This is a genomic window from Nocardioides humi (assembly GCF_006494775.1).
GTDB lineage: Bacteria > Actinomycetota > Actinomycetes > Propionibacteriales > Nocardioidaceae > Nocardioides > Nocardioides humi.
This window is the reverse complement of the sequence record NZ_CP041146.1, coordinates 2886959-2913771: the sequence shown is the minus strand read 5'-3', so window position 1 is coordinate 2913771 and position 26813 is coordinate 2886959. Positions and strand designations below refer to the sequence as shown.

At 71.7% G+C, this 26813-nt stretch carries 26 protein-coding genes and 2 pseudogenes; 19 read left to right on the top strand and 9 right to left on the bottom strand.

Features of this window, described 5'->3' with window-relative positions:
* Positions 1 to 36: 36 nt before the first annotated feature.
* Entirely contained in the window at positions 37 to 1110 is a 1074-nt protein-coding gene (locus FIV44_RS14210) for a mandelate racemase/muconate lactonizing enzyme family protein (RefSeq protein ID WP_181411175.1), read from the bottom strand.
* On the bottom strand, positions 1107 to 2243 hold the full coding sequence (locus FIV44_RS14205) for an alpha/beta fold hydrolase (protein ID WP_141005005.1): 1137 nt from the start codon (positions 2241 to 2243) through the stop codon (positions 1107 to 1109). Before FIV44_RS14205 ends, FIV44_RS14210 begins: the two co-directional genes overlap by 4 nt.
* Positions 2244 to 2463: 220 nt before the next feature.
* On the opposite strand from FIV44_RS14205, the gene FIV44_RS14200 reads away from it, so the two are divergent.
* The 6 genes from FIV44_RS14200 to purU all read left to right on the top strand — a co-directional run bounded on the left by FIV44_RS14200 (position 2464) and on the right by purU (position 9100).
* The gene (locus tag FIV44_RS14200; RefSeq protein ID WP_219996448.1) at positions 2464 to 3564 is read left to right on the top strand and encodes a homogentisate 1,2-dioxygenase; all 1101 of its coding nucleotides are present in this window, start codon (positions 2464 to 2466) and stop codon (positions 3562 to 3564) included.
* 1 nt (position 3565) lies between these two features.
* Entirely contained in the window at positions 3566 to 4534 is a 969-nt protein-coding gene (gene trxB / locus FIV44_RS14195; RefSeq protein WP_141005004.1) for a thioredoxin-disulfide reductase, read from the top strand.
* Positions 4535 to 5034: 500 nt separating this feature from the next.
* Positions 5035 to 5874: a methylenetetrahydrofolate reductase gene (locus FIV44_RS14190; RefSeq protein ID WP_181411174.1), complete on the top strand. Its 840-nt coding sequence runs from the start codon at positions 5035 to 5037 to the stop codon at positions 5872 to 5874.
* Positions 5875 to 5913: 39 nt separating this feature from the next.
* Complete coding sequence (locus tag FIV44_RS14185) at positions 5914 to 7311, top strand: hypothetical protein (RefSeq protein ID WP_219996447.1); 1398 nt, start codon at positions 5914 to 5916, stop codon at positions 7309 to 7311.
* Complete coding sequence (locus FIV44_RS14180) at positions 7308 to 8237, top strand: bifunctional 5,10-methylenetetrahydrofolate dehydrogenase/5,10-methenyltetrahydrofolate cyclohydrolase (protein ID WP_141005002.1); 930 nt, start codon at positions 7308 to 7310, stop codon at positions 8235 to 8237. The genes FIV44_RS14185 and FIV44_RS14180 overlap by 4 nt, the downstream gene beginning before the upstream one ends.
* Positions 8234 to 9100, top strand: a complete 867-nt coding sequence (purU, locus tag FIV44_RS14175; protein WP_141005001.1) for a formyltetrahydrofolate deformylase — start codon at positions 8234 to 8236, stop codon at positions 9098 to 9100. The genes FIV44_RS14180 and purU overlap by 4 nt, the downstream gene beginning before the upstream one ends.
* An 8-nt stretch (positions 9101 to 9108) precedes the next feature.
* Here the strand turns inward: purU and pabB are convergent, their stop codons facing one another.
* Genes pabB through FIV44_RS14155 form a run of 4 tightly spaced genes read right to left on the bottom strand, consistent with a single transcriptional unit; the run spans position 9109 to position 12304 of the window.
* Complete coding sequence (gene pabB / locus FIV44_RS14170; protein WP_141005000.1) at positions 9109 to 10389, bottom strand: aminodeoxychorismate synthase component I; 1281 nt, start codon at positions 10387 to 10389, stop codon at positions 9109 to 9111.
* A gap of 3 nt (positions 10390 to 10392) precedes the next feature.
* Complete coding sequence (folP, locus tag FIV44_RS14165; RefSeq protein ID WP_141004999.1) at positions 10393 to 11217, bottom strand: dihydropteroate synthase; 825 nt, start codon at positions 11215 to 11217, stop codon at positions 10393 to 10395.
* Positions 11217 to 11831: a cyclodeaminase/cyclohydrolase family protein gene (locus tag FIV44_RS14160; RefSeq protein ID WP_181411173.1), complete on the bottom strand. Its 615-nt coding sequence runs from the start codon at positions 11829 to 11831 to the stop codon at positions 11217 to 11219. The genes folP and FIV44_RS14160 overlap by 1 nt, the downstream gene beginning before the upstream one ends.
* Complete coding sequence (locus FIV44_RS14155; protein WP_141004997.1) at positions 11828 to 12304, bottom strand: OsmC family protein; 477 nt, start codon at positions 12302 to 12304, stop codon at positions 11828 to 11830. Before FIV44_RS14155 ends, FIV44_RS14160 begins: the two co-directional genes overlap by 4 nt.
* Positions 12305 to 12455: 151 nt before the next feature.
* Between FIV44_RS14155 and FIV44_RS14150 the strand changes: the two genes are divergently transcribed.
* From FIV44_RS14150 to FIV44_RS14115, 9 genes and pseudogenes are all read left to right on the top strand, one after another.
* On the top strand, positions 12456 to 13148 hold the full coding sequence (locus FIV44_RS14150; RefSeq protein ID WP_141004996.1) for an IclR family transcriptional regulator: 693 nt from the start codon (positions 12456 to 12458) through the stop codon (positions 13146 to 13148).
* 251 nt (positions 13149 to 13399) lie between these two features.
* Positions 13400 to 14065: a peroxiredoxin-like family protein gene (locus tag FIV44_RS14145; protein WP_181411172.1), complete on the top strand. Its 666-nt coding sequence runs from the start codon at positions 13400 to 13402 to the stop codon at positions 14063 to 14065.
* Positions 14066 to 14175: 110 nt separating this feature from the next.
* A complete protein-coding gene (locus FIV44_RS14140) occupies positions 14176 to 15387 on the top strand; it encodes an ABC transporter substrate-binding protein (RefSeq protein ID WP_141004994.1) in 1212 nt (403 codons plus the stop codon).
* Entirely contained in the window at positions 15384 to 16169 is a 786-nt protein-coding gene (locus FIV44_RS14135) for an ABC transporter ATP-binding protein (RefSeq protein WP_141004993.1), read from the top strand. Before FIV44_RS14140 ends, FIV44_RS14135 begins: the two co-directional genes overlap by 4 nt.
* Positions 16150 to 16707: pseudogene (locus FIV44_RS14130) on the top strand (ABC transporter ATP-binding protein); the annotation flags it as partial. The gene FIV44_RS14135 and the pseudogene FIV44_RS14130, both read left to right, overlap by 20 nt.
* On the top strand, positions 16684 to 16956 hold the full coding sequence (locus tag FIV44_RS34055) for an ABC transporter ATP-binding protein C-terminal domain-containing protein (RefSeq protein ID WP_425465173.1): 273 nt from the start codon (positions 16684 to 16686) through the stop codon (positions 16954 to 16956). The pseudogene FIV44_RS14130 and the gene FIV44_RS34055, both read left to right, overlap by 24 nt.
* Complete coding sequence (locus FIV44_RS14125; protein WP_141004991.1) at positions 16953 to 17852, top strand: branched-chain amino acid ABC transporter permease; 900 nt, start codon at positions 16953 to 16955, stop codon at positions 17850 to 17852. The genes FIV44_RS34055 and FIV44_RS14125 overlap by 4 nt, the downstream gene beginning before the upstream one ends.
* Positions 17845 to 19026, top strand: coding sequence for a branched-chain amino acid ABC transporter permease (locus FIV44_RS14120; protein WP_141004990.1), 1182 nt, complete (start codon positions 17845 to 17847; stop codon positions 19024 to 19026). The genes FIV44_RS14125 and FIV44_RS14120 overlap by 8 nt, the downstream gene beginning before the upstream one ends.
* A gap of 39 nt (positions 19027 to 19065) precedes the next feature.
* The gene (locus tag FIV44_RS14115; protein WP_219996446.1) at positions 19066 to 20499 is read left to right on the top strand and encodes an FAD-dependent oxidoreductase; all 1434 of its coding nucleotides are present in this window, start codon (positions 19066 to 19068) and stop codon (positions 20497 to 20499) included.
* Between the two features lie 9 nt (positions 20500 to 20508).
* Here the strand turns inward: FIV44_RS14115 and FIV44_RS14110 are convergent, their stop codons facing one another.
* From FIV44_RS14110 to FIV44_RS33580, 3 genes and pseudogenes are all read right to left on the bottom strand, one after another.
* Positions 20509 to 21309, bottom strand: a complete 801-nt coding sequence (locus FIV44_RS14110) for an ABC transporter permease (protein ID WP_141004989.1) — start codon at positions 21307 to 21309, stop codon at positions 20509 to 20511.
* Positions 21306 to 21743 (bottom strand): ATP-binding protein DrrA1-3 family domain-containing protein, encoded by a 438-nt coding sequence (locus tag FIV44_RS33585; RefSeq protein WP_246087030.1) that lies wholly within the window; start codon positions 21741 to 21743, stop codon positions 21306 to 21308. The genes FIV44_RS14110 and FIV44_RS33585 overlap by 4 nt, the downstream gene beginning before the upstream one ends.
* Before the next feature lie 87 nt (positions 21744 to 21830).
* Positions 21831 to 22252: pseudogene (locus tag FIV44_RS33580) on the bottom strand (ABC transporter ATP-binding protein); the annotation flags it as partial.
* A gap of 226 nt (positions 22253 to 22478) precedes the next feature.
* Between FIV44_RS33580 and FIV44_RS14100 the strand changes: the two are divergent.
* The 4 genes from FIV44_RS14100 (at position 22479) to FIV44_RS14085 (ending at position 26810) form a co-directional block, all read left to right on the top strand.
* Positions 22479 to 23012, top strand: coding sequence for a Dps family protein (locus tag FIV44_RS14100; RefSeq protein WP_141004988.1), 534 nt, complete (start codon positions 22479 to 22481; stop codon positions 23010 to 23012).
* 40 nt (positions 23013 to 23052) lie between these two features.
* Positions 23053 to 24258, top strand: coding sequence for a cytochrome P450 (locus FIV44_RS14095; RefSeq protein WP_141004987.1), 1206 nt, complete (start codon positions 23053 to 23055; stop codon positions 24256 to 24258).
* The gene (locus FIV44_RS14090) at positions 24255 to 24785 is read left to right on the top strand and encodes a TetR/AcrR family transcriptional regulator (protein WP_141004986.1); all 531 of its coding nucleotides are present in this window, start codon (positions 24255 to 24257) and stop codon (positions 24783 to 24785) included. Before FIV44_RS14095 ends, FIV44_RS14090 begins: the two co-directional genes overlap by 4 nt.
* Before the next feature lie 63 nt (positions 24786 to 24848).
* Positions 24849 to 26810, top strand: a complete 1962-nt coding sequence (locus tag FIV44_RS14085) for an ABC1 kinase family protein (protein ID WP_141004985.1) — start codon at positions 24849 to 24851, stop codon at positions 26808 to 26810.
* Positions 26811 to 26813 lie beyond the last annotated feature (3 nt).

Below are 26813 nucleotides of genomic sequence, written 5' to 3'. Positions count from 1 at the left end.
TCGGGTGACGCGTCAGGCGGCGGTGCCGGGTCGGGCTCAGATACGGAACCGGCGGAGGGCCTCGTCGTCGAAGAGGATGCCGTGCCCCGGCCGGTCGGGAGGGAGAGCCCGCCCCTCGCGGATGGCGATCGTGTCGGCGAGCACGTCGTCGATGAGGGGGAAGTGCTCGACGAGCGGGCAGTTCGGGACGGCCAACGCGAGATGGACGTTGAGCTCGGGGAGGAAGTGCGGCGACAGCACGGCCGAGCCCGTCTCGGCGATGGCCGAGATCCGGCGCCACTCGGTCACGCCGCCGCAGAGCGGAGGGTCGGGCTGCAGGATCGAGGCCGCCTGGCGACCGAGGTACTCCCCGAACTCGAACCGGCCCTGCAGGTGCTCCCCCACCGCGATCGGCAGGCCGGTCGCAGCGAGCTGCCGGTGTCCCGCGACGTCCTCGGAGCGCAGCGGCTCCTCCAGCCAGAAGACACCCAGGTCCGCCATGCGCGCTGCGAACCAGAGCGCCTCGGGCAGGGTGAGCCGTTCGTTGCAGTCCACCATGATCCGCACCGAGTCGCCGACAGCCTCGCGAACCGCGGTCACGCGCTCGACGTCGCGGTCCAGGCCGAGGGCGCCCGCGCGGAGCTTGATCGCTCCGAAGCCGTCGGCGAGGTAGGCCTGCGCGCCCTCGACCAGCTCGGCGTCGCTCATCTGGTGGGTCGCCCGTCCGCTGCCGTAGATCTCGACCGCATCGGCGTACGCGCCGAGGAACCGGTAGAGCGGCAGTCCCTGGCGGCGGGCCTGGAGGTCGTGCACGGCGATGTCGAGGGCGCCGATCGCGGCGAGGGCGTGGCCGCGGCCGAGCCGGTGGGTGCGCGCCGACATGCGCTCCCAGGTCTGCGGCCAGTGGTCCAGCTCCGAGGCCAGCGCGACCGAGCGCAGGTCGTGGTCGATCAGGTGCCGCACCGCGCCCGCTCCGCCGGTCAGGCCGAAGGTGAAGCCGAGGCCACGGGCACCGTCGGAGTCCTCGACGGTCACGAGGACGAGGTCGACCTGGGTCGCCCCGGAGCCGCCGCGGCCCGCGCCGAGGGGTACGGCGTGCATGGTGGTCGTGATCCGCTCGATCGTGGTCACAGGACCTCCTCCGTCCATCCGACGAGGACGTCGGCCATCTCGTCGATCTGCTCCTGCTGACCGTTGAGGTAGTGCCGACCGCCGGCGACGGCCGTGAGCCGGCGCCCCCCGGCCGGTGCCGCGTCGTACAGCTGCTGGGCGTGCTCGGGGAAGCAGGCCTGGTCCGCGGTGCCGTAGATGACGTGGACCGGTACCTCGACCCCGCCGAGCCGGGCGGGCCCGTCGCCGTGCGATGTCTCGATGGACCACTGGGAGAGCCAGGACTGGAGCGTGGTGAGGTGGCCGAGAGTGGTCGGGATGAGGTTCGCGACGTAGGGATCTCCCCACAGGGTGCCCGGCTCCCGGTCCGACGGGTCGATCGTCAGGTCGATGTTGCGCGGGTCGGCGCAGGTCGCGTGCACGACCAGGGGAGCGTCCTGGACCCGTCCGCCCGTGTGTGCGCGGAGCCGCGCGATCTCCTCCCGGGCGAACGCGGTGATCCGGTCGTTCCGTGACCTCTGGGCCCGGCGGTAGCGATCCAGCCAGGCCCGGTCGTAGGGCGGTACCCGGTCGCCGGCGAACAGGTCCAGCGACGGATCGCGGCGGTGCACGTCCCTCTCGTCCAGGACGGCGGGGTCGAGCATCTCGACGAGCAGGTTCGCCCGGCCCGGGTGCGCCATGAGCATGACCAGACCGTCGGCCGGGGGCAGGACGGCCTGGGTGAGGTCGGGGCCCGCGCCTCCGGGGGCGGAGGTGATCGTGGGGCGCAGCGCCTGCTCCTGGTAGAGCGCCACGAGGCCGCCTCCGCCGGAGTTGCCCACGAGCACCACGCGCTCGTAGCCCTCGTGGCGCAGGTGCCCGAGGACGGCCGCGACGTCGAGGACGCAGTTCTCCAGGAGGAGGGCGGAGTCGTTGCCGATGTAGCGCGTGGTCATCGCGACGGCGTCCACCCCGCGCGCCGCCCATGCCTCGAGTGCGTAGTGCCCCAGGAAGTTGGACGACGGGTGCACCACCACGACCGCCGTCGCCGCGCGCCGCCCCGCGGTCGCGCGCACGCGCGTGCACCACAGCACCCCGGCCATCCGGGCGACGCCCGAGTACACCTCCGTCGCCCGGACCCCGGTCCCGAGCGGCACGGTGAGAAGTTCTCGCATCGATCCTCCGATTATCGGTCTAGCTCTTCGTTAATCGGAGAGTAGGGCGATCGAAAGCCATTGACAAGCGCGCCCCACCTCGGCACAGTACCGTTATTCGAACTTGACAACCGATTATCGGAGGAAAGCAGATGGTCTTCTACCGCTCACTCGGTGAGATCCCCGCCGCCGCCACACGCAGTTCCGCGATCCCGCGACCGGAGAGCTCTACTACGAGGAGATGCAGGGCGAGGAGGGCTTCTCCTGGACGCAGTCGTTCCTGTATCACCGCAAGCTGCCGACGGTCATCACGGCCGCCGACTCGGTGGAGCTGGAGTCGCGCGAGCTCGTCACCAACGACCCGCTGCTGCCGAGGCACGTGCTGACCCACAAGCTCGGCACGGTGAGCGACCCGGTGACGGGGCGGACCGTGATCGTGGGCAACGCCGACCTGACGGTGTCGTACGTCGCCGCCACCGAGTCCAGCGGCCTCTACCGCAACGCCATCGGCGACGAGCTCTGCTTCGTCGAGTCCGGCTCCGCGGTCCTGGAGTCCCCCTACGGCCGGCTCGCGGTCGGGGAGGGCGACTACGTCGTCATCCCGACCTCCACCACGCACCGGTGGGTGCTGACGTCCGACGAGCTCCGCCTGCTCGTGGTGGAGGGCACGGGATCGGGTCACATCCGTCCGCCCAAGCGCTTCATGTCGCCGGTCGGCCAGTTCCTCGACGGCTCACCCTTCAACGAGCGTGACCTGCGCGCCCCCGACGAGCTGATCCAGGAGGAGGGCGAGGTCGAGGTGGTGGTCCGGACCCGGACCGGCTGCACGCGCTACCAGTACGCCTTCCACCCCTTCGACGTCGTCGGCTGGGACGGCTACAACTATCCCTACGCGCTGAACATCTCCGACTACATGCCCTCGACGGGTGCGCTGCACCTGCCCCCGCCGACCTACGTGACCTTCGAGGGTCCGGGCTTCGTGGTCTGCTCCTTCGTACCGCGGCTGTTCGACTACCACCCCGATGCGGTGAAGGTCCCCTACGCGCACTCGAACGTCGACTCCGACGAGGTCCTCTTCTACACGGGGGACTTCATCAGCCGTGCCGGCACGGGCATCGAGCAGGGCTCGATGTCCCTGCATCCCGCGGGCTACATCCACGGGCCCCAGCCCGGAAGTCACGAGAAGACCCTCGAGGTGAAGAGCACCACCGAGACCGCGGTCATGATCGACACCTTCGCTCCGCTGCAGATCGGCGCCGCGGCGCTCGGTGTCGAGGATCCCGCCTATCCCTGGTCGTGGGCGCGCGGCACCGGCCAGGCCGTCGCCGCGGACGGACGCTGAGATGTCGGGCGCCGGCGCGGCCGACGGCCTCGCCGATGTCGTGATCGTCGGCTCGGGTCCTGCGGGCTACACGGCCGCGATCTACGCCGCGCGGGCCCAGCTCCGCCCGGTGGTGATCGAGGGCTCGGTCTCCGCCGGCGGTGCGCTGATGACCACGACGGAGGTCGAGAACTTCCCCGGCTTTCCCGAAGGCGTGCTCGGTCCGGACCTGATGGAGAGGATGCGTGCGCAGGCCGAGCAGTTCGGAGCGATGCTCGTCGCCGACGACGCCGTCGAGCTGGCGCTCGAGGGCGACGTGAAGACGGTCGCCACCGGCGACGGCGCGACCTATCGCGCCCGGTCGGTGATCCTGGCGATGGGGTCCGCCTATCGGCGCCTGGGCCTGGAGGCGGAGGACCGGCTGTCGGGGCACGGCGTCAGCTGGTGCGCCACCTGCGACGGCTTCTTCTTCCGGGGCCGGGATGTCGTGGTGGTCGGGGGAGGCGACACGGCGCTCGAGGAGGCGACGTTCCTGAGCAGGTTCGCGGCGCGCGTGCACGTGGTCCACCGGCGAGATGAGCTCCGGGCGTCACGGACCATGCAGGCGCGCGCCTTCGCGGACGACAAGATCACCTTCGTCTGGGACGCCGAGGTCACGGCGATCCGGGGAGACGACCAGGTGACCGGAGTGGAGCTGACCGACGTGCGCACCGGCGCGCGGCGGGACCTCCGGACGGACGGCGTGTTCATCGCCATCGGGCACGAGCCGCGCTCCGAGCTGGTGCGGGGACGGATCGAGTTGGACGCCGCCGGGTACGTCGTCGTGTCCGGAGGCACGGCGACCGGCCTGCCCGGTGTCTTCGCGTGCGGGGATCTCGTCGACAGCCGCTACCGGCAGGCGATCACGGCTGCCGGCAGTGGGTGCTCCGCGGCACTCGACGCGGAGCACTTCCTGGCCATGTCGGCTGATCGTGCCCTCGCCGTCGGCTGATGCGGTGCGCCGTCCGACGGCGCCGGACCTTCCGGTCCTGGCCGGTTTCGCCGGACCGCACGGCTACACGCTCGTGGTGTGGTTCAGCACGGCGCAGGCGGCGGCAGCGCACGGCCTGCCCGACCTGTCGCGGTCCCTGGCGTTCGTCGGAGGCTGCCTCGCCGCCGTCGCCGCCGTGAGCCTGCTGGTGGCCGCGCCCTCCGTCGGGCGCCGCTCCCCGCCGCGATCCCGCTCGGCGGCCGGGCCACCGCCGTGGAGCCTCCTCGCCCATGGCGGCGTCGTGGGCGGCTGCGCCCTGCTCGGGTGGGGCGCCGGGCGGCTGGGCGACGGCTCCGTGACCTGGTTCGGGATGGGGCGGTCGTCACCGGCGGCTACCTGGCCGGGCTCCTCCTGCGGACTCGATGCCGGACGCGACGCGCCCCTTGACAAGGCGGGCACCACTTCTAGAATACCGATTATCGACTACAACTACCGATTATCGAACGAAAGCGATCGAGCACATGACTCTCGTCGACGAACCGACCCGGGCCCTGATCCGGCGGGCCAATATCGAGGTGATCCCGCTGAAGGGCGCGGACCGGGCGCTCACCGTGCTGCCGCGCACGACGACGGTGACGGTCACCTGCTCGCCGAAGTTCGGGCTGGAGCGGACGTTCGCGCACGTCGCCAGCGCGCGCGAGGCCGGCTACCGCGTCGTGCCCCACGTCGCCGCCCGCCAGGTGCGTGACGCGGCCGAGCTCCGGTCGATCGTGAGCCGGATGGCCGAGATCGGGATCGACGACCTGTACGTCGTCGGCGGCGACGCCCCCGAGCCGGTGGGCGCGTTCGCCTCGGCCGGTGAGCTCCTGCAGGAGCTCGCCGGGATGTCGCATCCCTTCGAGCGGATCGGGGTCGCCTGCTATCCGGAGGGTCATCCGAAGATCGGCGACGACACGCTCGCGGAGGCACTGCTGTCGAAGCAGGGCACCGCGACGTACATGGTCAGCCAGCTCTGCTTCGATCCGTCGGCGCTGCGTGGCTGGCTGAGCCGGATGCGCGAGGCCGGGGTCACGCTCCCGCTCAGGGTCGGCCTGGCGGCTCCGCTGAACTCCCGCAAGCTCGTCGAGCTCTCGCTCCGGATCGGCGTGGGCTCGTCCGTGAAGTTCCTCAGCAAGCAGCACGGCCTGATGAACAACCTGGTGATCGGCCGCGACTACGAGCCGGAGACGCTGCTGGCCGAGCTGGGCCGGGAGGCGTCCTTCGCCGACCAGGGGATCGAGGGCGTCCACCTCTTCTCGTTCAACCAGATCGACCGCACGGCCGACTGGCAACGGCGCCAGGGCGAGCCCGTCCCCGCCTGATCACTCCTCCCACCTCCATCAACGACAGGAAGAAGAACCATGACCACCGAATCACTCCAGGACAAGCTGGCTCGCCACGGTGACGCCGTCGGGATGCTCCGGGCCAACAAGGGCGGCTCGTACCCCTTCCCCGTCCCGCGCGAGCACACGAACTGGCGCGACGAGCAGGAGGCGTGGCGGACCACCGCGACCCTCTTCGACCAGTCCCACCACATGACGGACATCTACTTCAAGGGACCCGACATCCACCGGCTGCTGGCCGACTTCGGGGTCAACAGCTTCGCCACGTTCGGTCGCAACAAGGGCAAGCAGTTCGTCGCGGTCAACGAGGAGGGCGACTTCATCGGCGACGCGATCCTCTTCGGCCTGGAGGACGACGAGTTCAGCCTGGTGGGCACGCCGACCCTCCCCAACTGGATCGCGTACAACGCCGAGACCGGCGGGTACGACGTCGAGGTGCGCCGCGACGAGCGGTCGGCGTCCGTGGAGCAGGAGGGCCGATCCACCTACCGGTACCAGATCCAGGGCCCCCTCGCTCTCAAGATCATCGAGAAGGCCAGCGGAGGCACGCTTCCCGACATCCGCTTCTTCAACATCGGCGAGTTCACGATCGCCGGCACCCCGGTGCGCGCGCTGAACCACACGATGACCGGTGTCCCCGGCGAGGAGTTCACCGGTCTGGAGATGTGGGGGCCGATCGAGCACGGGCAGCGGGTGCTCGCCGCGATCGTCGAGGCGGGCGAGGAGTTCGGCATGAGGCGGGGCGGCGCCCTGTCCTACGCCAGCACGACCCTGGAGTCCGGCTGGATCGGGTTGCCGGTGCCGGCGATCTACACCGCGCCGTCGCTGAAGGCCTACCGTGAGCACCTGCCGGCCACCGGCTACGAGGCGGCATCGACCCTCGGCGGGAGCTTCTTCTCCACCGACATCGAGGACTACTACCTCTCGCCGTGGGACCTCGGCTACGGGCGTCTGATCCACTGGGAGCACGACTTCCTCGGCCGCGACGCGCTCCTGCGCCGCAAGGACGAGTCGCACCGGGTGAAGGTGGGTCTCGCCTGGCAGCGGGAGGACGTCAGCGAGGCGTTCCTGTCCGCGCTGTTCGCCGACGACGACAACCGGACGCGCTATTTCGAGCTGCCGAGCATCCCCTTCTCGACGTTCCAGTACGACAGCGTGCGGGTCGGCGACCGCCTGGTCGGCGTCTCCACCCGTGCCGGCTACAACACCAACCTCAGGGACTTCGCCTCGCTCGCCATGCTGGACGAGAGCGTCGCCCGGGTGGGTGCCGAGGTCGTCGTGACGTGGGGGAGCACGACGGTGGCGCGACGAAGCCCTACCTGGAGAAGCACGTTCCCAAGCAGATCCGGGCAACGGTCGCCCGGATCTTCTGAGCGCGGAGGAGCAGCGGGTCGAGGGCGAAGGAGAGGACGATGACAGCGGCGGTGATCGACGGCCGGAAGGCGTCCACGGAGCTCGCGCGCGTCGTGCGGGCGGAGCTCGACGAGCTCGTCGCCGATGGTGGGCAGTGCGGACTGGCGACGGTCCGGGTCGGTGACGACTTCGGGTCGGCGATGTACGAGCGACGGCTCGAGCGGGTCGGATGCGGACTGGGCGTGCCCGTGCGGCAGGTGCGGCTGCCCGACACGGCCACGGAGGCCGACCTGCTCGACGTCGTGCGCGCCCTCAACGGCGACGGCGACGTCACCGGCATCCTCCTCCTGAGACCCCTGCCCGCCAGGATCTCGGAGGCTCGTGTGTTCGGCGCCCTCGACCCCGGCAAGGACGTGGAGGCGGTCCACCCCGAGAACGCAGGGCTCCTGGCCCTGGGGACGCCGCGCTTCGTCCCCTCGACGGCGGCGTCGGTCTTCTACCTCCTCGACGACTGGCTCGACCAGACCGGCGAGGACCGAGCGGAGTTCTACCGTCGGGCATTGATCACGGTCGTCGGCCGGTCGAACAATGTGGGCAAGCCGGCCGTCGCCCTGGCGTCCGCCCGGCAGGCCGCCGTGCAGTCCGTGGACGAATGGGCGAGCCGTTCGGGCATGCTCGGCTGGTACACCCGTCGCTCCGATGTGGTGATCGTGGCCGCTGGCCGCCCGGGCCTCATCAGGGCCGAGCACGTGAGCGCGGACGCGATCGTCATCGACGTCGGCATCAACCCGTCGACGGACGAGGACGGGACGGTCCGGGTGGTCGGTGACGTGGCGTACGACAGCGTGCTCGACCGGGCACGGGCACTGACCCCCGTGCCCGGCGGCGTCGGTCCGATCACGGACCTGTGGCTGCTCCGCAACACCGTCGCGGCGGGCCGCCGAAGGCGTCGCGGCGTGGCGCCGAGGCCGATCGGGGGAGCGGCATGACCGGGCACCCCGACGACGTCGTCCTGACGCTCTCGTGCCCGGACCGCCCGGGCATCGTGCATGCGGTGGCGCAGTTCCTGCTCGCCCACGACTACAACATCGTCGAGTCGCGCCAGTTCGACGACCGCGGCTCTGCGCGCTTCTTCATGAGGGTCCAGTGCGAGCCGATCGACTCCGCCTCCCGCGACCTGGAGTCGCTCCGGGCGGCGTTCGGGCAGATCGCGGACCGCTTCGGGATGTCCTGGCGCATGACCCGCGTCGCCGACCGTCCCCGGGTCCTGATCCTCGCCAGCAGGACGGCCCACTGTCTCAACGACCTGCTCTTCCGCGCGCACTCCGGCGAGCTCCCGATCGACGTCGTCGGAGTCGTCTCCAACCACCCCGACCTCGGGCGGTTCGCGGACCAGTTCGGCGTGCCGTTCCGGCAGATCCCGGTCACCCCCGACACCAAGTCCGAGGCCGAGGCCGAGCTCCTCGACGTCGTACGTGAGCAGCAGGTCGACCTCGTCGTGCTCGCTCGCTACATGCAGATCCTCAGTGCCGACCTCTGCAAGGCGCTCGAGGGCAGGGCGATCAACATCCATCACTCGATGCTGCCGAGCTTCAAGGGCGCCCGGCCCTATCACCAGGCGCACGAACGCGGCGTCAAGCTGATCGGTGCGACGGCGCACTACGTGACCTCCGACCTGGACGAGGGACCGATCATCGAGCAGGAGGTCACGCGCGTCGACCACGCGATGACCGCGGCCGAGGTGACCCGTCTGGGCAAGGACAACGAGTGCCGCGCACTGGTACGGGCGGTGCGCTACCACGCCGAGAACCGGGTGCTGCTCGACGGCCACCGCACCGTGGTGCTCGCCTGACCGCGGGCTCAGCAGGCGCCGAGCGCCGACCTCAGCCGATCGGCCTTCACCCGGGACTCGGCCCATTCGTCCTCGAGCTGTGACTGGACGGTGATGCCGCCGCCCGTGCCGGCCGCGTAGTGCCAGCGAGAGCCTCGCGGGTCGCGGGTCGCCGTCAGCGTGCGGATCACCACGGACAGGTCCGCGTCGCCGTCGGGTGCGATCCAGCCGAGCGTGCCGGCGTAGACGCCGCGCGGCGTGCTCTCGACGTCGGCGATGACGGACATCGTCCGCCTCTTGGGTGCGCCCGTCATCGAGCCGGGCGGGAACATCCGGCGGATGGCCTCGCAGGTGTCGACCCCGTCGGACAGGACGCCGGTCACCGTCGACACCAGCTGGTGCACGGTGGCGTAGGACTCGACCTCCATGAGCATCGGCGTCTCGACCGTGCCCGGCTCGCACATCATCGACAGGTCGTTGCGGAGCAGGTCGACGATCATCAGGTTCTCCGCCCGGTACTTCTCGGCGGAGCTCAGCAGACGGGCCGCGGCGGCGTCCTCGACCGGATCCGACGAGCGCGGTGTCGTGCCCTTGATCGGACGGGTCTCGATCCGCCGGCCGGTGACCCGCGCGAATCGCTCCGGGCTGCTGGACAGCACCGCGACGTCGTCGTGCCGCAGATACGCGGCGTACGGCGCCGGATTGATCTCTCGCAGGCGGCGATACACATCGACGGGGTCCGCCGCCGCCGTCTCCTCGATGCGGTAGGTGAGGTTGACCTCGTACGAGTCGCCGGCATGGAGGCGCTCCTGCACCTCCGCGAACGCGTCGCGATAGCTCTGCGGAGGCGGCGACGCGCCCACGTCGCAGGGGCGCTGCGCGGGCGCGGTCCGGGGATCGGAGTGCCGGACGACGACAGGGTCGACGGTTCGCATCCACACGGCGTCGGGCGGCATGACGTGCCTGTCCGGATCGCCCCCGGGCACCCCTGGCGACGAGCCCAGGACCGGCAGGTCCGTGCGGCAGCCGTAGCCGAGGTAGCCCACCCAGACCACGTCGGGGCGGTCGCGATCGCGCTCGATCGCGGCGGCCAGCGTCGAGAAGATGTCGGTGCCGATCCTGCGGCGGCGCCCGGCCCGGTGCTCCCAGACGATGCGGGCCGCGGCGTCGAAGGTGAGGGAGACGTCGTCATCCCCGAGGACGGCGAAGAGGGAGGATCGTCCGGACCACGACGTGAAGGCGCTCGCGTCGATCCAGGCGACGCGCTGCTCGGCGCGGTGTGCCTCGAGGAGCGCCGAGAGGTCGGGCATGGGTCAGGGCCGTTCGCCCGCGTCGAGGAGTCGGCCGACGACGGCGAGGGCGTCGACCGACGGGCGTACGGCGTGCACGCGAACGGCCCAGGCGCCGTGGAGCGCCGCCCACACCGTCGTGGCGACCGTGGCCGCGTCCCTCTCGCCCGGTGGGCGCACGGCTCCGGCGGCGTCGCCGGGCAGGCTCGCCAGGAAGCGCTTGCGGCTGGCGCCGACCATCGTGCGCAGCCCGAGCTCGCCGATCGTGGGCAGCGCGGCCAGCAGCGCCCAGTTGTGGTCGAGCTCCTTCGCGAAGCCGAGACCGGGGTCCACGACGATGCGCTCCTTGTCGATGCCGGCCGCGCAGGCGCGATCCACCTGGAGCCGCAGCTCGGTCGCGACCTCGTCGACGACATCGTCGTACCGGGCGTGCTGGTCCATCACCGCGGAAGGGGCCCGCCAGTGGCCCAGGACGTAGTCCACGCCGTCCGCGGCAGCCACGGTGCGGTGCATGGCCGGGTCCTGTCGTCCGCCGCTCACGTCGTTGACCATCACCGCACCGGCGTCGATCGCTGCGGCGGCGATGGCGGCACGGGTCGTGTCCACGCTGACTGCCATCCCGGCGGCGGCGAGCGCGTGGATCACCGGGAGCACCCGCGCGGCCTCGACCGCCTCCGGCACCCGAGCGGCGCCGGGCCGGGTGGACTCGCCGCCGACATCGACGATGTCGGCTCCGGCAGCATGGAGAGCGAGGCCCGCCGTCCGCGCCGACGCGTGGTCGAGGTGCCGCCCACCGTCGGAGAACGAGTCCGGCGTGACGTTGAGGACGCCCATCACCCGGCAGCGCATCACCGGTCTCCCGGCCCGCCGCTGGGCTGACCGGCCCGGGTGGCGGCAGCGGCGGATCGGCAGGTCGAGAGGGCGCGGTCGAGGCGTTCGCGGCGGGCGTCGACCCGGCCGGCGAGGTTCGAGAGCACCAGTGCGGCGGCTCCCTCGGCCGCCGCTGCCGCGAGCTGGGAGGCGATGACCGCGTCGGCGTGCAGCCGGGGGTTGCCCTCGGCCGCGAGGCGGGTGGCCGCCTCGGCGACCTCGGCCGCGAGCGCGCACACTGCCAGCGGGACGTCGATGGCCGCCTCGAGGGCGGCTCGCCGTGCTTCGGGGGTGCCGGCGCGGTGGGCTGCGCGATACGCGGCGTACGCCTCCGCGTCCCGGCGGGCGAGCGCCAGAGCCTCGCCGCCGGCGGCGCGGAGACGGACGAGTCGCGTCTCCCCGAGCGCCTCGCCGCCGGCCTCCGCGTCGCTGTAGGCGATCACCATCTGGACGAGCGATGCCGCCATGGACAGGGAGATCGCGGCCACCGCACCGCCGCCGGGCGTCGGGGTGCGGCGTCCGACGAGGTCGATGAGCTCGTCCAGGGGCAGGTGGGGGAGGTCGCCCGGCCGGTCGTGGGGCGGAGCGCTCACGACAGTCGAAGCTCGGTGGTGATGGTGACCGAGGTGCCGATCGATCGGGCGATCGGGCAGTGGTTCTGGTGCCGGTCGTGTGCCCGCTCCACGTCGCTCACCGAGACCGACTCGTCGACGCGCAGCGTGTAGGTCACGTGGACGGCGTCGATCCGGAGCACTCCGCGGTCCTTGACGATCCGGCCTCGCGCCCTCGCCGTCAACCGATCGTCCCGGGTGTCCTGGCCGAGCGCCTGCAGCATGCCGGCGAAGGTGCCGGTCAGGCAGCCGGCGGTGGCGCCGATCACGTAGTCGAGGGTGGTGGCGTGGGGCGTCAGATCCTCGCGGGGGACCCGGTAGTGGTCGGCGACCTCGTCCCGCATGCCCATGACCACCTCCCCGTCGACCGGCAGGTCGATGAGCTTGGTGCGTCCCGGTGCGGGGCGGACGGCGATGGTGACCTCTTGGACGAGCGCGCTCTCAGCGGGGGTCATCGTTGCTCCTATCTCCGATTATCGATACTAGAGACCGAATATAGGACAATCAAGCTCATTGGGCAGCCCGGGCGCGCGAGGCTTGGTCGGGTGCGGCAGGGGCTGATAGAAGAGACCGCGAGTCGCGTGCTGCGACCGGAGGAGGGTCGAGATGGCGGAGAGCCGGAAGGCGTCGAGCGAGATCGCGCAGACGCTGGACCGAGGTCTGCAGGTGCTCGAGTTCCTGGGCACGTCGGCCGAGGGCTTCACGGCGACGGAGGTGGCGCAGCACGTCGGCGTGCACCGGTCGATCGTCGCGCGCCTGCTGGGAACGCTCGCCCACCGGAACTTCGTCGCCCGCCTCTCCGACGGGCGCTACGTGATCGGCAGCGGCATCTTCACCCTGGCGCGGATGGTCTCCAAGGACCTGATCTCGCTGGCGACGCCCATGCTGCGCGATGCGACGCAACGTGTCGTCGCGACCTCGGTGCTCCATGTCGCGGACGGCGACGAGGCCGTCACGATGCTCTCCATCGAGCCGCCGGCCGCCAACTTCCGGGTCGGGATGCGCGTCGGTGCCCGGGTCCCGTTGTCGCTGGCCGCCAACGGGATCGCCATCCTCGCCGGGCGGGAGCCGGTGCCCGGCGAGCGTCCGGAGGTCGACGAGGCGCGTCGCCGCGGCTTCGCGATGACGACGGGCGAGATCGTCCCGGGCTACACCGGCATCGCCGCTCCCGTCTACACCGGCGATCGGGCGACCGCGAGCGTCGGTCTCGTCATCCCCGAGGCACGGATCGGGGAGGCCTCCGACCTTGCTGACGAGGTCATGACGTTGGCTCGCGCGCTCTCGCTCGCATCCGGCTGACGAGTCGCTCGCGCCGAATCGACCGCCGTCCCCCTCGAGTGACCGGCGCGGTCCCGGCTGCCCGTCTGCCCGCGCCCGCGTGCCGGCTCGGGCGTGAGCGCGTGCGCGGGGCGTGCGCTGGGGCGTGCGCGGACGCCGTCCGGCCGACCGTCCGTGTGAAACGACCGTTGCGTCCTTGACAGCATGTGACCTGCCTGACATCCTCCGTTTATCGAACGCAGTCGGCGTTAATCGGTGAAAGGTGGGAAAACGTGAACACGGAGTTGCGGACCCTGAACGAGCAGCTGGCTCAGTTCGCGGCGTCGGTCAACCGGCCGGAGGAGGCGAAGGCGGCGATCAACGCAGCCTTCGCCGAGGTCGAGGAGAAGGGCCTGGTCCCCGGCCTCGACGTCGGTGACGTCGCCCCCGACTTCGAGCTTCCCGACGCGAGGGGAGGTGTCGTCAGGCTCGCCGACCGGCTCGCCACGGGCCCGGTGGTGCTCACCTTCTACCGAGGCTCCTGGTGCCCCTACTGCAACCTCGAGCTGCGGGCCTACCAGGCCATGGTGGACGACTTCAGGGCCGAGGGCGCGTCCCTGATCGCGATCAGTCCCCAGGCGCCCGACGACGCCATGTCGATGACCGAGAAGCACGCGCTCGAGTACGACGTGCTGTCGGACGTCGAGCAGTCGGTGCTGGCGGCGTACCGGATCCGCTTCGACCTGCCGGTCGGCATCACCGAGCACATGCTCGACTCGACGCTCGCCGCTCTGGCGAGGCAGCAGCCGGACGGCAACTACAGCCTGCCGGTGCCGGCGACCTTCGTCATCGACCCGGACGGCGTCGTGCGCGCGCGTCACGTGTCCATGGCCTACCGCACCCGGATGGAGCCCTCCGAGGCCCTGGCCGTCGTGCGGGAGATCAACGCTTCTCGGTGAGCGCCCCATCCCTGACCGCGAACGACCGCGCGTCATCAGCCAAGGCAAAGGACGATCCAGTGAAACCAGCCAGCAAGTCTCTGTGGAAGAAGTCTGTCTCGGGCCGGGTCATGGTGAGCATCCTTGTCAGCGCCACGCTGCTCGGGACCACCGCGGCGTGCGCGACGAAGAGCGGCACCGATGACGCGGCCGTCGGGGTGACCGACGACGTGATCCGGTTGGGCCTGCTCAGCGACCTGACCGGTCCCTTCAAGGCGCCGGCCGAGCAGCAGAACCTGGGGATCCAGCTCTACTGGGACCAGAAGAACGCCGACGGCGGAGCCTGTGGCCGGCAGGTCGAGCTGGTCACCCGCGATCACGGGTACGACCCCCAGCGCGCGATCGCGCTCGCGGGTGAGCTGAACGACAGCGTGCTGGCCTACCAGATCAGTGTCGGGTCGCCCACCTCCATGGCCATCCGCGCCGAGCTGGAGGAGAACGAGATCATGGCCATCGCGATGAGCTGGTCGCCGGACCTCGGCGAGTCGCCGTCGCTCGTCGTGCCGGGGACCTACTTCGGTGCCGAGATGGTCGATGCGCTCGACTACCTCATCGAGGAGGGGAGGGTCGCGGCCGGGGACAAGGTCGGGCACATCTACTTCCAGGGCGACTTCGGAGAGCCCGCGCTCGAGGGCCTGACCTATGCGGGCGAGCAGAACGACATCGCTGTCGAGGCGGTCCAGATCGACCCGTCCATCACCGACCTCACCGCCCAGGTCGCCGAGCTGCGCAAGAAGGGCGTGTCGGCGATCTTCCTCAATGCCGCGCCGCCGCAGCTGGCCTCGGTCGCCGGCCTGAGTGAGGCCCAGGGCCTCGACGTGCCGATCGTGGCGTCGATGGGTGGCTACGCGCCCCAGCTGCTGGACACGAACATCGCGGCCACGCTCGAGGAGCGCGTCCTCGTGGTCGGGAGCGTCACGGCCTACGGCGCCGACGAGCCTGCCGCCGTCGCCGTGCGGGATCTCTACGCGAAGTCGGGGTCGAAGGTCCCGCCGAGTCAGATGGTCGTGCTCGGCTACGCCATCTCCGCGGTGATGGACGCGGCGATGGAGAAGGCCTGCGCGGACTCCGAGCTCAGCCGCGACTCGCTGTGGAAGGTCTTCCACGGCGATTTCCAGATCGACACCCAGGGCGCCACGGTCCCTCTCGACTACTCGACGCCGGGCGTCAGCCCGTCGAGCCAGGTGATCGTCCTGCGCCCTGACAAGTCCGTCCCCGGCGGCCTGGAGGTCGTGGAGAAGGACTACGCCGGACCCACCGTGGCGAAGTTCCTCGACCGATGACGGCAGAGACGGAGTCGGCGACTCCGCCGGCCGTCCTGGCCGCCGCGGGCCTGACGGTGCAGTACGGATCCTCGACCGTCGCGGTCCGCGACCTGGACCTGGAGGTGCGGCCGGGTGAGGTCGTGGCGATCCTCGGGAGCAACGGAGCCGGGAAGACCTCGCTGCTGCGCGCGTTCTCGGGTGCGGTCGGCACCCACGGCGGCCGGGTCGTCGGCGGCACGATCCGGCACCGCGGCTCGTCGATCACCGGCCGCTCGGCCGACGAGAGGGTACGGCGCGGCATCGTCCAGGTGCCTGAGGGCCGACAGGTCTTCGGGACGCTGTCCGTGGAGGAGAACCTGCGGATCGGGGCCTACTGCAAGCGCCTCGGGCGTCTCGAGATGCACACGCGTCTGGACCGGGCCTTCGACACCTTCCCGGTCCTCGGTGATCGACGGCGCCAGCTCGCCGGCCTGCTGTCGGGCGGCGAGCAGCAGATGCTGGCCATCGCCCGCGCGATGATGGCGGACCCCGACGTCCTCCTGCTCGACGAGCCGTCGCTCGGTCTGGCTCCCCGGATCGTCGACCAGGTCAGCCAGATCCTCGAGGCGATCAACGACGCGGGCACGTCGATGCTGATCGTCGAGCAGAACGCACATGTCGCACTGGAGCTCGCGGATCGTGCCTACGTCCTCGCCGTTGGCGAGTCGGTTCTCGACGGCTTTGCCGACGAGCTCAAGGCCAGCCCGGAGATCCAGGCCGCCTATCTGGGAGGGGAGATCGATGCCGATGTCCGCATCTGAGCGGTCCACGCACCCGGCCGAGCTGGACGTGCGGGACGTGACGCTGCGCTTCACCGGAGTGACCGCGCTGAGCGCCGTGACCTTCTCGGTGGCCGGCGGATCGGTCCATGCGCTGATCGGCCCGAACGGAGCGGGCAAGTCCTCGCTGCTCAACGTCCTCAGCGGTCTCTACGCGCCCCAGGAGGGGTCGGTCCGCCTCGACGGCCGGGAGCTGGTCGGGACCGCGCCGCACCGGATCGCAGATCGGGGTGTGGGTCGAGCGTTCCAGAACGCCTCGATGTTCGACGACCTCACGGTCGAGGAGCACCTGATGATCGGGCACCACCGACACGGGAGGTCGGGCGCGGTCGCCGCAGCGCTGGGTCTCCCGCGCGCCCGTCGCGACGACCGGGAGGCACGGCGTGCGGCCGCGGAGGTGGCGGAGTACCTGGGGCTGGAGTCCCATCTCCACGACGAGGCGGCCGCGCTTCCCTACGGCATCCAGAAGCGAGTGGACCTCGGCCGAGCCTTGGCGATGCGGCCGCGGTTGCTGCTGCTCGACGAGCCTGCTGCGGGCCTGCACACCCACGAGAAGGCGGAGCTGACGCTGCTCGTCTCCCGGCTCGCGGCGGAGCGCTCCCTGACGGTGGTCCTGGTCGAGCACGACATGCGACTGGTGATGGCGGTCGCCGACACCATCACGGTCCTCGACTTCGGGACGGTCATCGCAACCGGACCGCCCGAGCAGATCTCGGCGGACGAGCGCGTGATCGCGGCGTACCTGGGAACGGAGAAGGAGTCGGCATGAACCATCTGCTCACGGTCGTGGTGACCGGGGTGTCGGTCGGATCCCTCTACGCACTGGTGGCCCTCGGCATCGTCATCGTCTACAAGTCGTCGGCGGTCGTGAACCTCGCGCAGCCCTCGTTGCTCATGTTGGGCACGTTCGTCGTCGCGAGCGCCGCGACCGTCCACGACCTCCCGTTCTGGTTGGCGCTGCTGATCGGGTTGATCTTCACGGTCGCGCTGTCGGTGCTCATCGAGAAGTTCCTGGTACGCCGGTTCACCCGGCACAACGCAGTGGTGGCGGCGAGCGTGATGACCCTCGGCCTCGACTTCGCGCTCGTGACCGAGGTGGATCGCCGGATCGGCGCTCGGATCATCCCCGCCGGTGATCCCTGGGGGTCGGAGACCTTCTCCCTCCTCGGGGTCACGGTTCCGGCGATCAGGATCGCCGCTCTCGCGGTGAGTCTCCTGTTCCTCGTCGGATTCCATCTCTGGTTGCAGCGCAGCGACTTCGGGATCGCCATGCGCGCGACGGCGGAGCGCCCCGACACGGCCGCACTGATGGGTGTTCGCCTCGGTGTCGTGGCGGCGACGGCGTGGGGTGTCTCCGGCGCGCTCGCCGTGGTCGCAGGCGTCTTCCTGGTCGGATTCCCGAGTCCCGGGCTCGACACGAGCCTGGGGGACGTGGCGCTCCGAGCGCTTCCCGCCGCCATCATCGGCGGTCTCGACTCGACCACCGGCGCGGTGGTCGGTGGCCTGCTGGTCGGGCTGTCGGAGGCGCTGGTCCTGGGCTATCACGCCGACCTGGCGTTCCTCGGGCAGGGACTCGAGGTCGTCGCGCCGTACGTCGTCATGCTGGCCGTCCTCGTCTGGCGCCCGGCAGGTCTCTTCGGAACACAGGAGGTACGGCGTGTCTGAGGACAGCGGTCGCACGATGGCCCTGACGGCCACACCCCCCGAGTCGTCCGCCGCCGGCCCGGAGCCGGCTCCGGGCCGGTCCGTCGGCACAGGAGCGCCCGGCGCGCCTCGGCGACCTCGCCGAGGGGGCCGCGCCGTCCTGGTCGCCGCGATCGTGATCGCCCTGCTCGTGGCGCCCCTCTACGTCGACGCGTTCTGGCTCAACCTGGGTGGGTTCGCCTTCGCGGCGTCGATCGGGGCGATCGGCCTCACCATCCTCTACGGCCGTGTGGGTCAGCTGTCGCTCGCCCACTCGTTCTTCCTCGCGGTCGGCGCCTACGGCTACCTGTTCTTCGCCTCGCCCGCCGTCGAGGGGAGCTGGGGGATGGGACTGCCTCCGCTGCTGGCGGTCGGCGCCGCGGTGGTGCTCTCGGCGGTCGTGGGCCTCGCGTTCAGTCCGTTGTCCCGCCGCCTCAAGGGGATCAGCATCGGCGTGGCCACCCTGGCCCTGATCTTCATCGGCGAGCACGTCCTGTACGCCTTCCCGGAGCTCAGTGGTGGCTTCAACGGGCGCAGCGTGCCGGACCTGACCATCGGCGGGTTCGCGGTGATCGGCAACGAGCCGGCGATCACGCTGCTCGGCGTGCCCTTCGGCCGGCCGGAGCGGCTCTGGGTCGTCGCCGGACTGACCCTCCTGGCCACCGCGCTGCTCGCGTCGCGGATCCTGCGCGGTCGGGTGGGCCGCGCCTACATCGCCGTTCGTGACAGCGAGCAGCACGCGGCGGCGCTCGGCATCGACGTCAATCGCACCCGGTCGAGCGGCTTCATGGTGAGCGCCGTCCTCGCCGGCCTCTCCGGCGTGCTGCTGGCGCTGGCCTTCCGGCGGATCGTTCCCGAGTACTGGAGCCTGATGCTGTCGCTCCAGTACCTCGCCATGGTGATCATCGGCGGTCTGGGCTCGATCCGGGGAGCCGTGGGAGGTGCGGCCTTCGTGACCGCACTCCCGCTGCTGCTGCAGCGATACGGGGAGGCCGTACCGGGCCTGAGCTCCGACCCCGGCGCGCCGTTCCCCCCGTCCGTCGTCGCCCAACTCGTGTTCGGCCTGCTCATCGTCGTGGTGCTGATGCGCGACCCCAGGGGAATCGCTCACCAGCTGACCCAGCTCCGGGCGAGGTGGCGCGCTCGGAGCCGCTGACCGGGCCCGTACCCTGGGGCCCGTGCTCGGAACCACGGTGTGCTCGGACAGCTCGCGGCGCACGCCCGGTGGTCCCCGTTGACCCGGATCCTGGTGGTCGGCGCGGACGCGGCCGGCATGAGCGCCGCGCACACCGCGCTGCGCGCCGCGGACGCGGCGGGTCGCGACGTCGAGATCACCGTCCTGGAGGCGACCGGGCACACGTCGTACTCCGCCTGCGGGATCCCGTACTGGATCGCCGGGGACGTCCCCAGCGGCGACGACCTGGTGGCCCGCACGGCCGCGGAGCACCGGAGCGCGGGCATCGACCTGCGGCTCGGTGCGCGGGCGGTCGCGGTGGACACCGAGCGGCGGCGGGTGCGGTTCGAGCAGGACGGGACCGCCGGCGAGGCGGAGTACGACGAGCTGGTGCTCGCGACCGGAGCCGCGCCGATCATCCCGGACTGGGCGCGGGCGGCGGACGGCGGGCTGGTCGACGGCGTCCATCCGGTGAAGAGCCTCGACGACGGCGAGCTCTGGACGGGCCTCCTCGAGCGGGCCGGCGAGGTGGGCGGTCCGTCGCGGGCGGTCGTCGTGGGCGGCGGGTACATCGGCGTGGAGATGGCCGAGGCGCTGATCCGGCGCGGCCTCTCGGCGACGCTGGTCACCCGGGGCCGGGTGATGAGCAGCCTCGATGAGGACCTGGGCGCCGAGATCGAGGACGCGCTGGTCGCCGCCGGCGTGGACCTGCGCACCGGCCGCACGATCGACGGGCTGGAGACGACCGGCGGACCGGGGGACCGGGTGAGCGGTGTCGTCACCGACACCGGTGAGCGCCTCGGTGCGGACGTCGTCGTCCTCGCGATCGGGGTCGAGCCCGCCACCCGCCTCGGCGGCGAGGCCGGGCTGCCGCTCGGCGAGGCGGGCGGATACCTGCCCGATCCCGCTGGCCGGATCGCCCCGGGGATCTGGGCCGCCGGCGACTGCTGCGAGGTGGAGCACCGGCTCACCGGCCGGCGTGCCTTCCTCCCGCTCGGCACCCACGCCAACAAGCTCGGCCGCGTCGTCGGCGACAACCTGCTCGGCGGGGACCGTCGGTTCGGGGGTGCCCTGGGCACCGCCATCACCCGTTTCGTCGCGGGCGGCGTGCACCTGGAGATCGCGCGGACCGGGCTCTCGAGCGACCAGGCGGCCGAGGCGGGGTACGACGTCGCCGCGCTCGTCACCACCGGCACCACGATCAGCGGCTACATGCCGGAGGCCGAGGTGATCCACACCAAGGTGCTCGGGGACCGGGCCACCCGCCGCCTGCTCGGCGTACAGATCGTCGGCGGGCCGGGCTCGGCGAAGCGCGTCGACGCCGCGGCCGCCGCGCTGTGGGGCGGCCTCACCGTCGACGACCTGGCCGGCATGGACCTGGCCTACGCGCCGCCGTTCGCCACGGTGTGGGACGCGCTGCAGATCGCGGCCCGGAGGCTGGCCGACCGGCTCTGACCCGCCGGGCTACCTGCTCGTCGTCAGCCGGTACTGCCGCACCGACAGCGGCGCGAAGACCGCGATGATCAGCACCACCCAGATCAGGGTGTAGGCGACCGGGTGCTGCATCGACCACGCGTCGGAGCCCGGCCCGACGCCGGTGTTGCCGAACAGGTCGCGGCTGGCCTGTGTGACGGCCGAGACCGGATTCCACTCCACCACCGGCTTGAGCACCTTGTTGAAGGACTCGGTCGGCACGAACGCGTTGGAGATGAAGGTGAGCGGCATGATCACCATGAACGACGCGTTGTTGATGACCTCGACACTCGGCACCATCAGGCCCACCCAGGCCATCACCCAGCTGATCGCGTAGCCGAACACCAGCAGCAGCGCGAACGCCGCCAGCGCGTCGAGGAGCCCCTCGCGGATCCGCCACCCGACGATCAGGCCGGTGAGCGCCATGATGATCAGCGACAGCACGTTGTAGACGACGTCGGACGCGGTCCGGCCCACCAGGACGGCTGAGTTGGACATCGGCAGGGACCGGAACCGGTCGATGATGCCCTTCTGCATGTCCTCGGCGAGGCCGGCGCCGGTGAACGTCGCGCCGAACACGATGGTCTGGCCGAAGATGCCCGCGATCAGCCACTCGCGGTAGTTGACGCCCGGCGTCTCGATCGCGCCGCCGAAGACATAGGCGAACAGAAGCACGAACATGATCGGGCTGAGCAGGACGAACACCAGGATCTCGGGGACCCGGATGATCTTGATCAGGTTGCGCTGGGCGACCACCCAGCCGTCGTTGAGGGCCTGGTTGACGGTGCTCATCGGTCGGTCTCCGCGCTCTCGTGTCCGGTCAGGGTGAGGAAGACGTCGTCGAGGGTGGGTCGGCGCAGCCCGACGTCGAGGACCTTCACGGCGTCCCGCTCGAAGCCCTGCAGCACCCGCAGCAGGTCGCTCGCGGCCTCGTCGCCGACCGCGGCCTCCAGCTCGCGGCCGCCGCCGGAGACCTTGACCTCGCCGACCGCGACCTCGTTGAGCACCCCGAACGCCGCCTCGGTGTCGACAGCACTGGCCAGCACCACCTCGATCCGCTGCCCGCCCGTCTGCGCCTTGAGCTCGTCGGCGGTGCCGTGCGCGATCTCGCGGCCGTGGTCGATCACCACGATGTCGTCGGCCAGCACGTCGGCCTCCTCGAGGTACTGCGTCGTCAGCAGCAGCGTCGCCCCCTCGCCCACCAGCTCGCGGATGACGTCCCACATCAGCTGCCGGCTGCGCGGGTCCAGGCCGGTCGTCGGCTCGTCGAGCACGATCACCGGCGGCGCCGCGACCAGCGCGCACGCCAGGTCGAGCCGCCGCCGCTGGCCGCCGGAGTAGGTCTTGGTCGGCCGGCTCGCGAACTCGGTGAGGTCGAACCGCTCGAGCAGCTCCTGCGCCCGCGTGCGCGCCCGCTGCCGGCCGAGGTGGTAGAGCCGGCCGATCATCACGAGGTTCTCGTGCGCCGTCAGGTGCTCGTCGACCGCGGCGTACTGCCCGACAGCCCGATCCTCGCCTTCGCCGCCGCGGGCTCCGCCAGCACGTCGATCCCGGCCACGCTCGCCGAGCCGCCGTCCGGCTCGAGGAGGGTCGTCAGGCAGCGTACGGCCGTCGTCTTGCCGGCGCCGTTGGGCCCGAGCAGCGCCAGCACCTTGCCCTCGGGCACGGCCAGGTCGAGCCCGGCCAGGGCCTCGACGTCCTTGTAGCGCTTGACCAGTCCGGTCGCGCGGATCATCGGTTCGCTCATCGCCGCCCCTGTGTCTCCTCGTGTCGGTGCGCCAGGTCTCGAACACTAGGGACCGGCACCGACACCCGGATTCATCGCGCACCGAGCGAGCCCAGGTTTCCCTCACGTAGGCAAGGCTTCCTTTTCTGGAATCATTCCAAAAAAGGTGGCACAGTGGTTGTCGTGGTCCTACCGGACCGAGAAGACCGAGCCCACAGCGAAGGGAGCATCACCCATGGCGACCACCGCGACCCGCCACCGCACGTCCCAGCACGTCTCGCACCCCGCCTTCCGCGCCGACGAGAAGCTCGCCGGCCACCTCCAGCAGATCCTCGTCGACCTCAACGACCTGGCCCTCCAGGGCAAGCAGGCGCACTGGAACGCGGTCGGCCCCAACTTCCGCGACCTCCACCTCCAGCTCGACGAGATCGTCGACGCCGCACGCGACTTCACCGACGACGTCGCGGAGCGGATGCGGGCGCTGTACGTCGTCCCCGACGGCACCTCCGCGCGTACCTCCGCCCAGTCGAGCCTGCCCGCCTTCCCCGGCGGCGAGGTCGAGACCGGCGAGGTCATCGACGCGATCGTCGCCTCGATCTACGCCGTGACCGGCACCGTCCGCCGGGTCCACGACGAGGTCGACGCCGCCGACCCGACGACCGCCGACCTGCTGCACTCGATCCTCGAGCGGCTCGAGCAGCTCGCCTGGCTGACCGACGCCGAGCGCCGTACGCCGGGCGCGTCGGTGCCCGAGGCGATCATCGCCTGACGTACTGGACAGATCGTCTGTTGTGTCTCATCTTTGAGGCATGACGGACGATCTGTTGCATTCCGGATATCGTCTCGGCGGCGGGGCCGCGTGGCGTGACCCGTGGCCCGGGTACGCCTGGCTGCGCGACCACCACCCGGTCCACCACGTGGTGCCGGCCGGGCGCCCGGACCGCGACCACTACGTCCTGTCCCGCCACGCCGACGTCCTCGCGGCCGCGGTCGACGTGGCGACGTACTCCAGCGCGCACGGCCTGACCGTCGAGTACGACGAGCTGGAGCGGATCGGCCTCGTCGACAACCCGCCGTTCGTGATGACCGACCCGCCGGTGCACACCACCTTCCGCCGGCTGGTGGCGCGCGGGTTCACGCCGCGTCAGGTGCGCGACCTCGCGCCGGTGGTGCGGGCGTTCGTCGTGGAGCGGGTCGAACGGCTCCGGGCCGCGGGCGGCGGGGACGTGGTGGCCGAGCTGTTCAAGCCGCTGCCGAGCCGGGTCGTCGGGCACTATCTCGGTGTGCCCGTCGAGGACCAGCCGCGCTTCGACGACTGGAGCAGCGCGATCGTCGCGGCCAATGTCGCCGGTGAGGGGGCGGCGGCAGCTGCGGGCGCGGCCGGCGCGACCGCCGAGCTGCTGACCTACTTCACCGAGCTCGTCGAGCGCCGCCGCAGCGCGCCGGGGGAGGACACCGTCTCCCAGCTGGTCCTGGCCGACATCGACCTGCTGGAGATCCTCGCCTTCGTCTTCACCATGGTCGCCGGCGGCAACGACACCTCCACCGGCGCGCTCGGCGGCGCCGTCCAGCTGCTCGCCGCGCACCCCGGCCAGCGCGCCCTCCTCGTCGCGTCCCCCGAGCTGGTCCCGGACGCGGTCGAGGAGATCCTGCGCCTCACCTCCCCGGTCCAGGGCCTGGCCCGCACCACGACCCGCGACGTCGTCCTGCACGGCACGACCATCCCCGCGGGGCGCAAGGTCCTCCTCCTGTACGCCGCCGGCAACCGCGACCCCCGGAGGTACGGGCCGGACGCCGACGTCCTCGACGTACGACGCCGACCGAGCCAGGTGCTCAGCTTCGGCCAGGGCCACCACCACTGCCTGGGCGCGGCCGCCGCGCGGCTGCAGATCACCGTCGCGCTGGAGGAGCTGCTCGCGCGCATCCCGTCATTCACGATCGACGAGGATGCGGTCACCTGGGCGCCCGGTCCGTACGTCCGGCGCCCGCTCTCCGTCCCGCTGGTGGTCTCGTGACCGCCTGGGTCGACCGGCGTACCCCTGCCGTGGAGCGGATCCTCGACGCCGCCGGCGCGCTCTTCGCCGAGCAGGGCGTCGACGCCGTGGCCATGGGCGAGATCGCCGCCGCGGCGGGCTGCTCGCGGGCCACGCTCTACCGCTACTTCCCGGACCGGCCGGCGCTGCAGCTGGCGTTCGTGCAGCGGGAGGCGGTCCGGGTCGGCGGTCTGGTCGCGGCCGACCTCGCCGGAGCGAAGGGCGATCCGGTCACCGAGGGGGTCCTGTCGGCGCTGCGCCACGTCCGCGCGGCGCCGGCCCTGGCCGCCTGGTTCAGCGCGACCGACGCCGGTCGTACGGCGGACCTGGCCCAGGGCTCGGAGGTGGTCGAGGCGCTCGGCCTCACCATGGCGCCGGACGCCGAGGCCGCCCGCTGGCTGGTGCGCGTCATCGTCTCGCTGCTGACCGTCCCCGGCGGCACCGCGGTGCAGGAACGGCGCCTGGTCGAGCGGTTCGTCGCGCCGGTGATCACCCTGACGTCCCCCTGACCGGCCCCTGGTCGCGCCCTGACCATCCCGAGAACAGGGCTCCACGCCCCTTACGGTGGGGCCGTGGGAGCGGTGGTCTGGGTCTACACGGCGTTGTCGAGCCTCGTGCTGGCCGCCGGCCTCGCGGCGGTGATCCGCCGCATCCTCGGCGCCCGCGTCGGCTGGCTGCGCACCCTCGTGGTGGCCTGGACCGCCCTCCTGGCGGGGATCCCGCTCAGCGGCAAGGTCGCGGTCTCCGCCGGCGTCGCGACCGAGCGGGGCGAGCTCACCACCTCCGACGGGACCGCCGCGGCCTTCCTCCTCGTCGCCTCGCTGTGGGTGTTCGCCGCCGCGCTCGCGGTGGTGATGCTGCTCGAGGTGCTCGTCCCGTCGGGCAGCGTGCCCGGCCCGCGCGAGGCGGTGGGGCGGCTCCGGGCGTGGCTGCGCCGTACCCGCCGCTATCTCCAGATCGCCCGGGCCGCCACCGGCTCGGGCCTGGGCGCGGTGCTCCGCGGCGGCCCGGGCTCGGCGTCCTTCGGGCCGGCGCTGGCGTCGGTGTTCAACCGGTCCGGCGTCACCTTCGTCAAGCTCGGCCAGATCCTCGCCACCCGCGACGACCTGCTGCCGGCCGAGACCACGCGCGCGCTGGCGACGCTCCAGTCCGACGCCGACCCGGAGCCGTACGACGCGGTGGCGGCCACGATCACGGCCGACCTCGGCGACCGGCCGGAGGCCCTCTTCCGCACGTTCGACGCCGAGCCGCTGGCGGCCGCGTCGGTGGCCCAGGTGCACACCGCGACCACCCGCGACGGCCGGGACGTCGTCGTGAAGGTGCAGCGCAGCAAGGCCCGCCGCCAGGTCGAGGTCGACACCGACATCCTGGTCCGGCTGGCGGCCACCGCCGAGCAGCGCTGGCCGTGGGCGCGGGACATGGCGGTGTCCCGGCTGGCCGCCGGCCTGGCCCAGTCGCTGCGCGAGGAGCTGGACTACCGGATCGAGGCCGGCAACACCGCCGCCGGCGCGGCCGCGCTGCGGGACCGGGCCGACATCGTGGTGCCCGCCGTCGACACCGGCCTGAGCACCCGCCGGGTGCTCGTGATGGACCGGCTGCACGGCGTACCCCTCTCCAACGGCGAGGCCGCCGTCGCCGGGCTCTCCGCCGAGCGGCGCGTCGAGCTCGCGGACACCCTGATCGGCGCGCTGCTCGACACCGTCTTCGTCGCCGGCGTCTTCCACGCCGACCTGCACCCCGGCAACATCCTGGTGCTGGACGACGGGCGGCTCGGGCTGCTCGACTTCGGCGCGGTCGGGATCCTCGACACCGAGACCCGGCAGCTGCTGGCGCTGCTGCTGTTCGCGATCCTCAGCGACGACGCGGTGTCCGCGGTGGACGCGCTGACACTGGCGTTCGACGTTCCCGACGACCTGGACGTGCCGCTGCTGCGACGCGAGCTGGGCCGTGAGATCGCCGCCCTCCAGCTGCGGACCACGGTCGGCGGCGACACCTTCGCCCGGATCTTCGCCGTGCTCCGCCGGCACGGCATCGCCGTCCCCGGCGACGTCGCCGCGGCGTTCCGCACGCTCACCTCCGTCGAGGCCGCGGTCACCCTCCTCGACCCCGGCAGCAGCCTGCTGCAGTCCGCCCGGTCCCAGCTGCCCTCGCTGCTGAAGCGGCTCGCCGAGCCGAAGCGGGTCGCCGCCCAGGCCGTCAGCCAGGCCGGCGTCGTCGCCGCGATCGCCCGCCGGCTGCCCGAGCGGGTCGAGCACCTCACCCGCGCCCTCGGCGACGGCACCTTCACCGTCCGCACCCGCGCGTTCGGCGACGCCGAGGACCGGGCCTGGCTGCGCGACCAGGTCAACAACGGACTGGCCGCGGCGTTCGGCATCACCGCGTGCATCCTCGCCGTCGTCCTGGCGCTCAGCGGCGGCGGTCCCCAGCTGACCGACGAGCTGTCGCTCTTCGGCCTGCTGGGGCTCGCGCTCGGGTTCTGCGGCGTGACGCTGGCGCTGCGGGTGGTCGTGCGGCTGTTCCAGCGGCGGGAGTAGGCG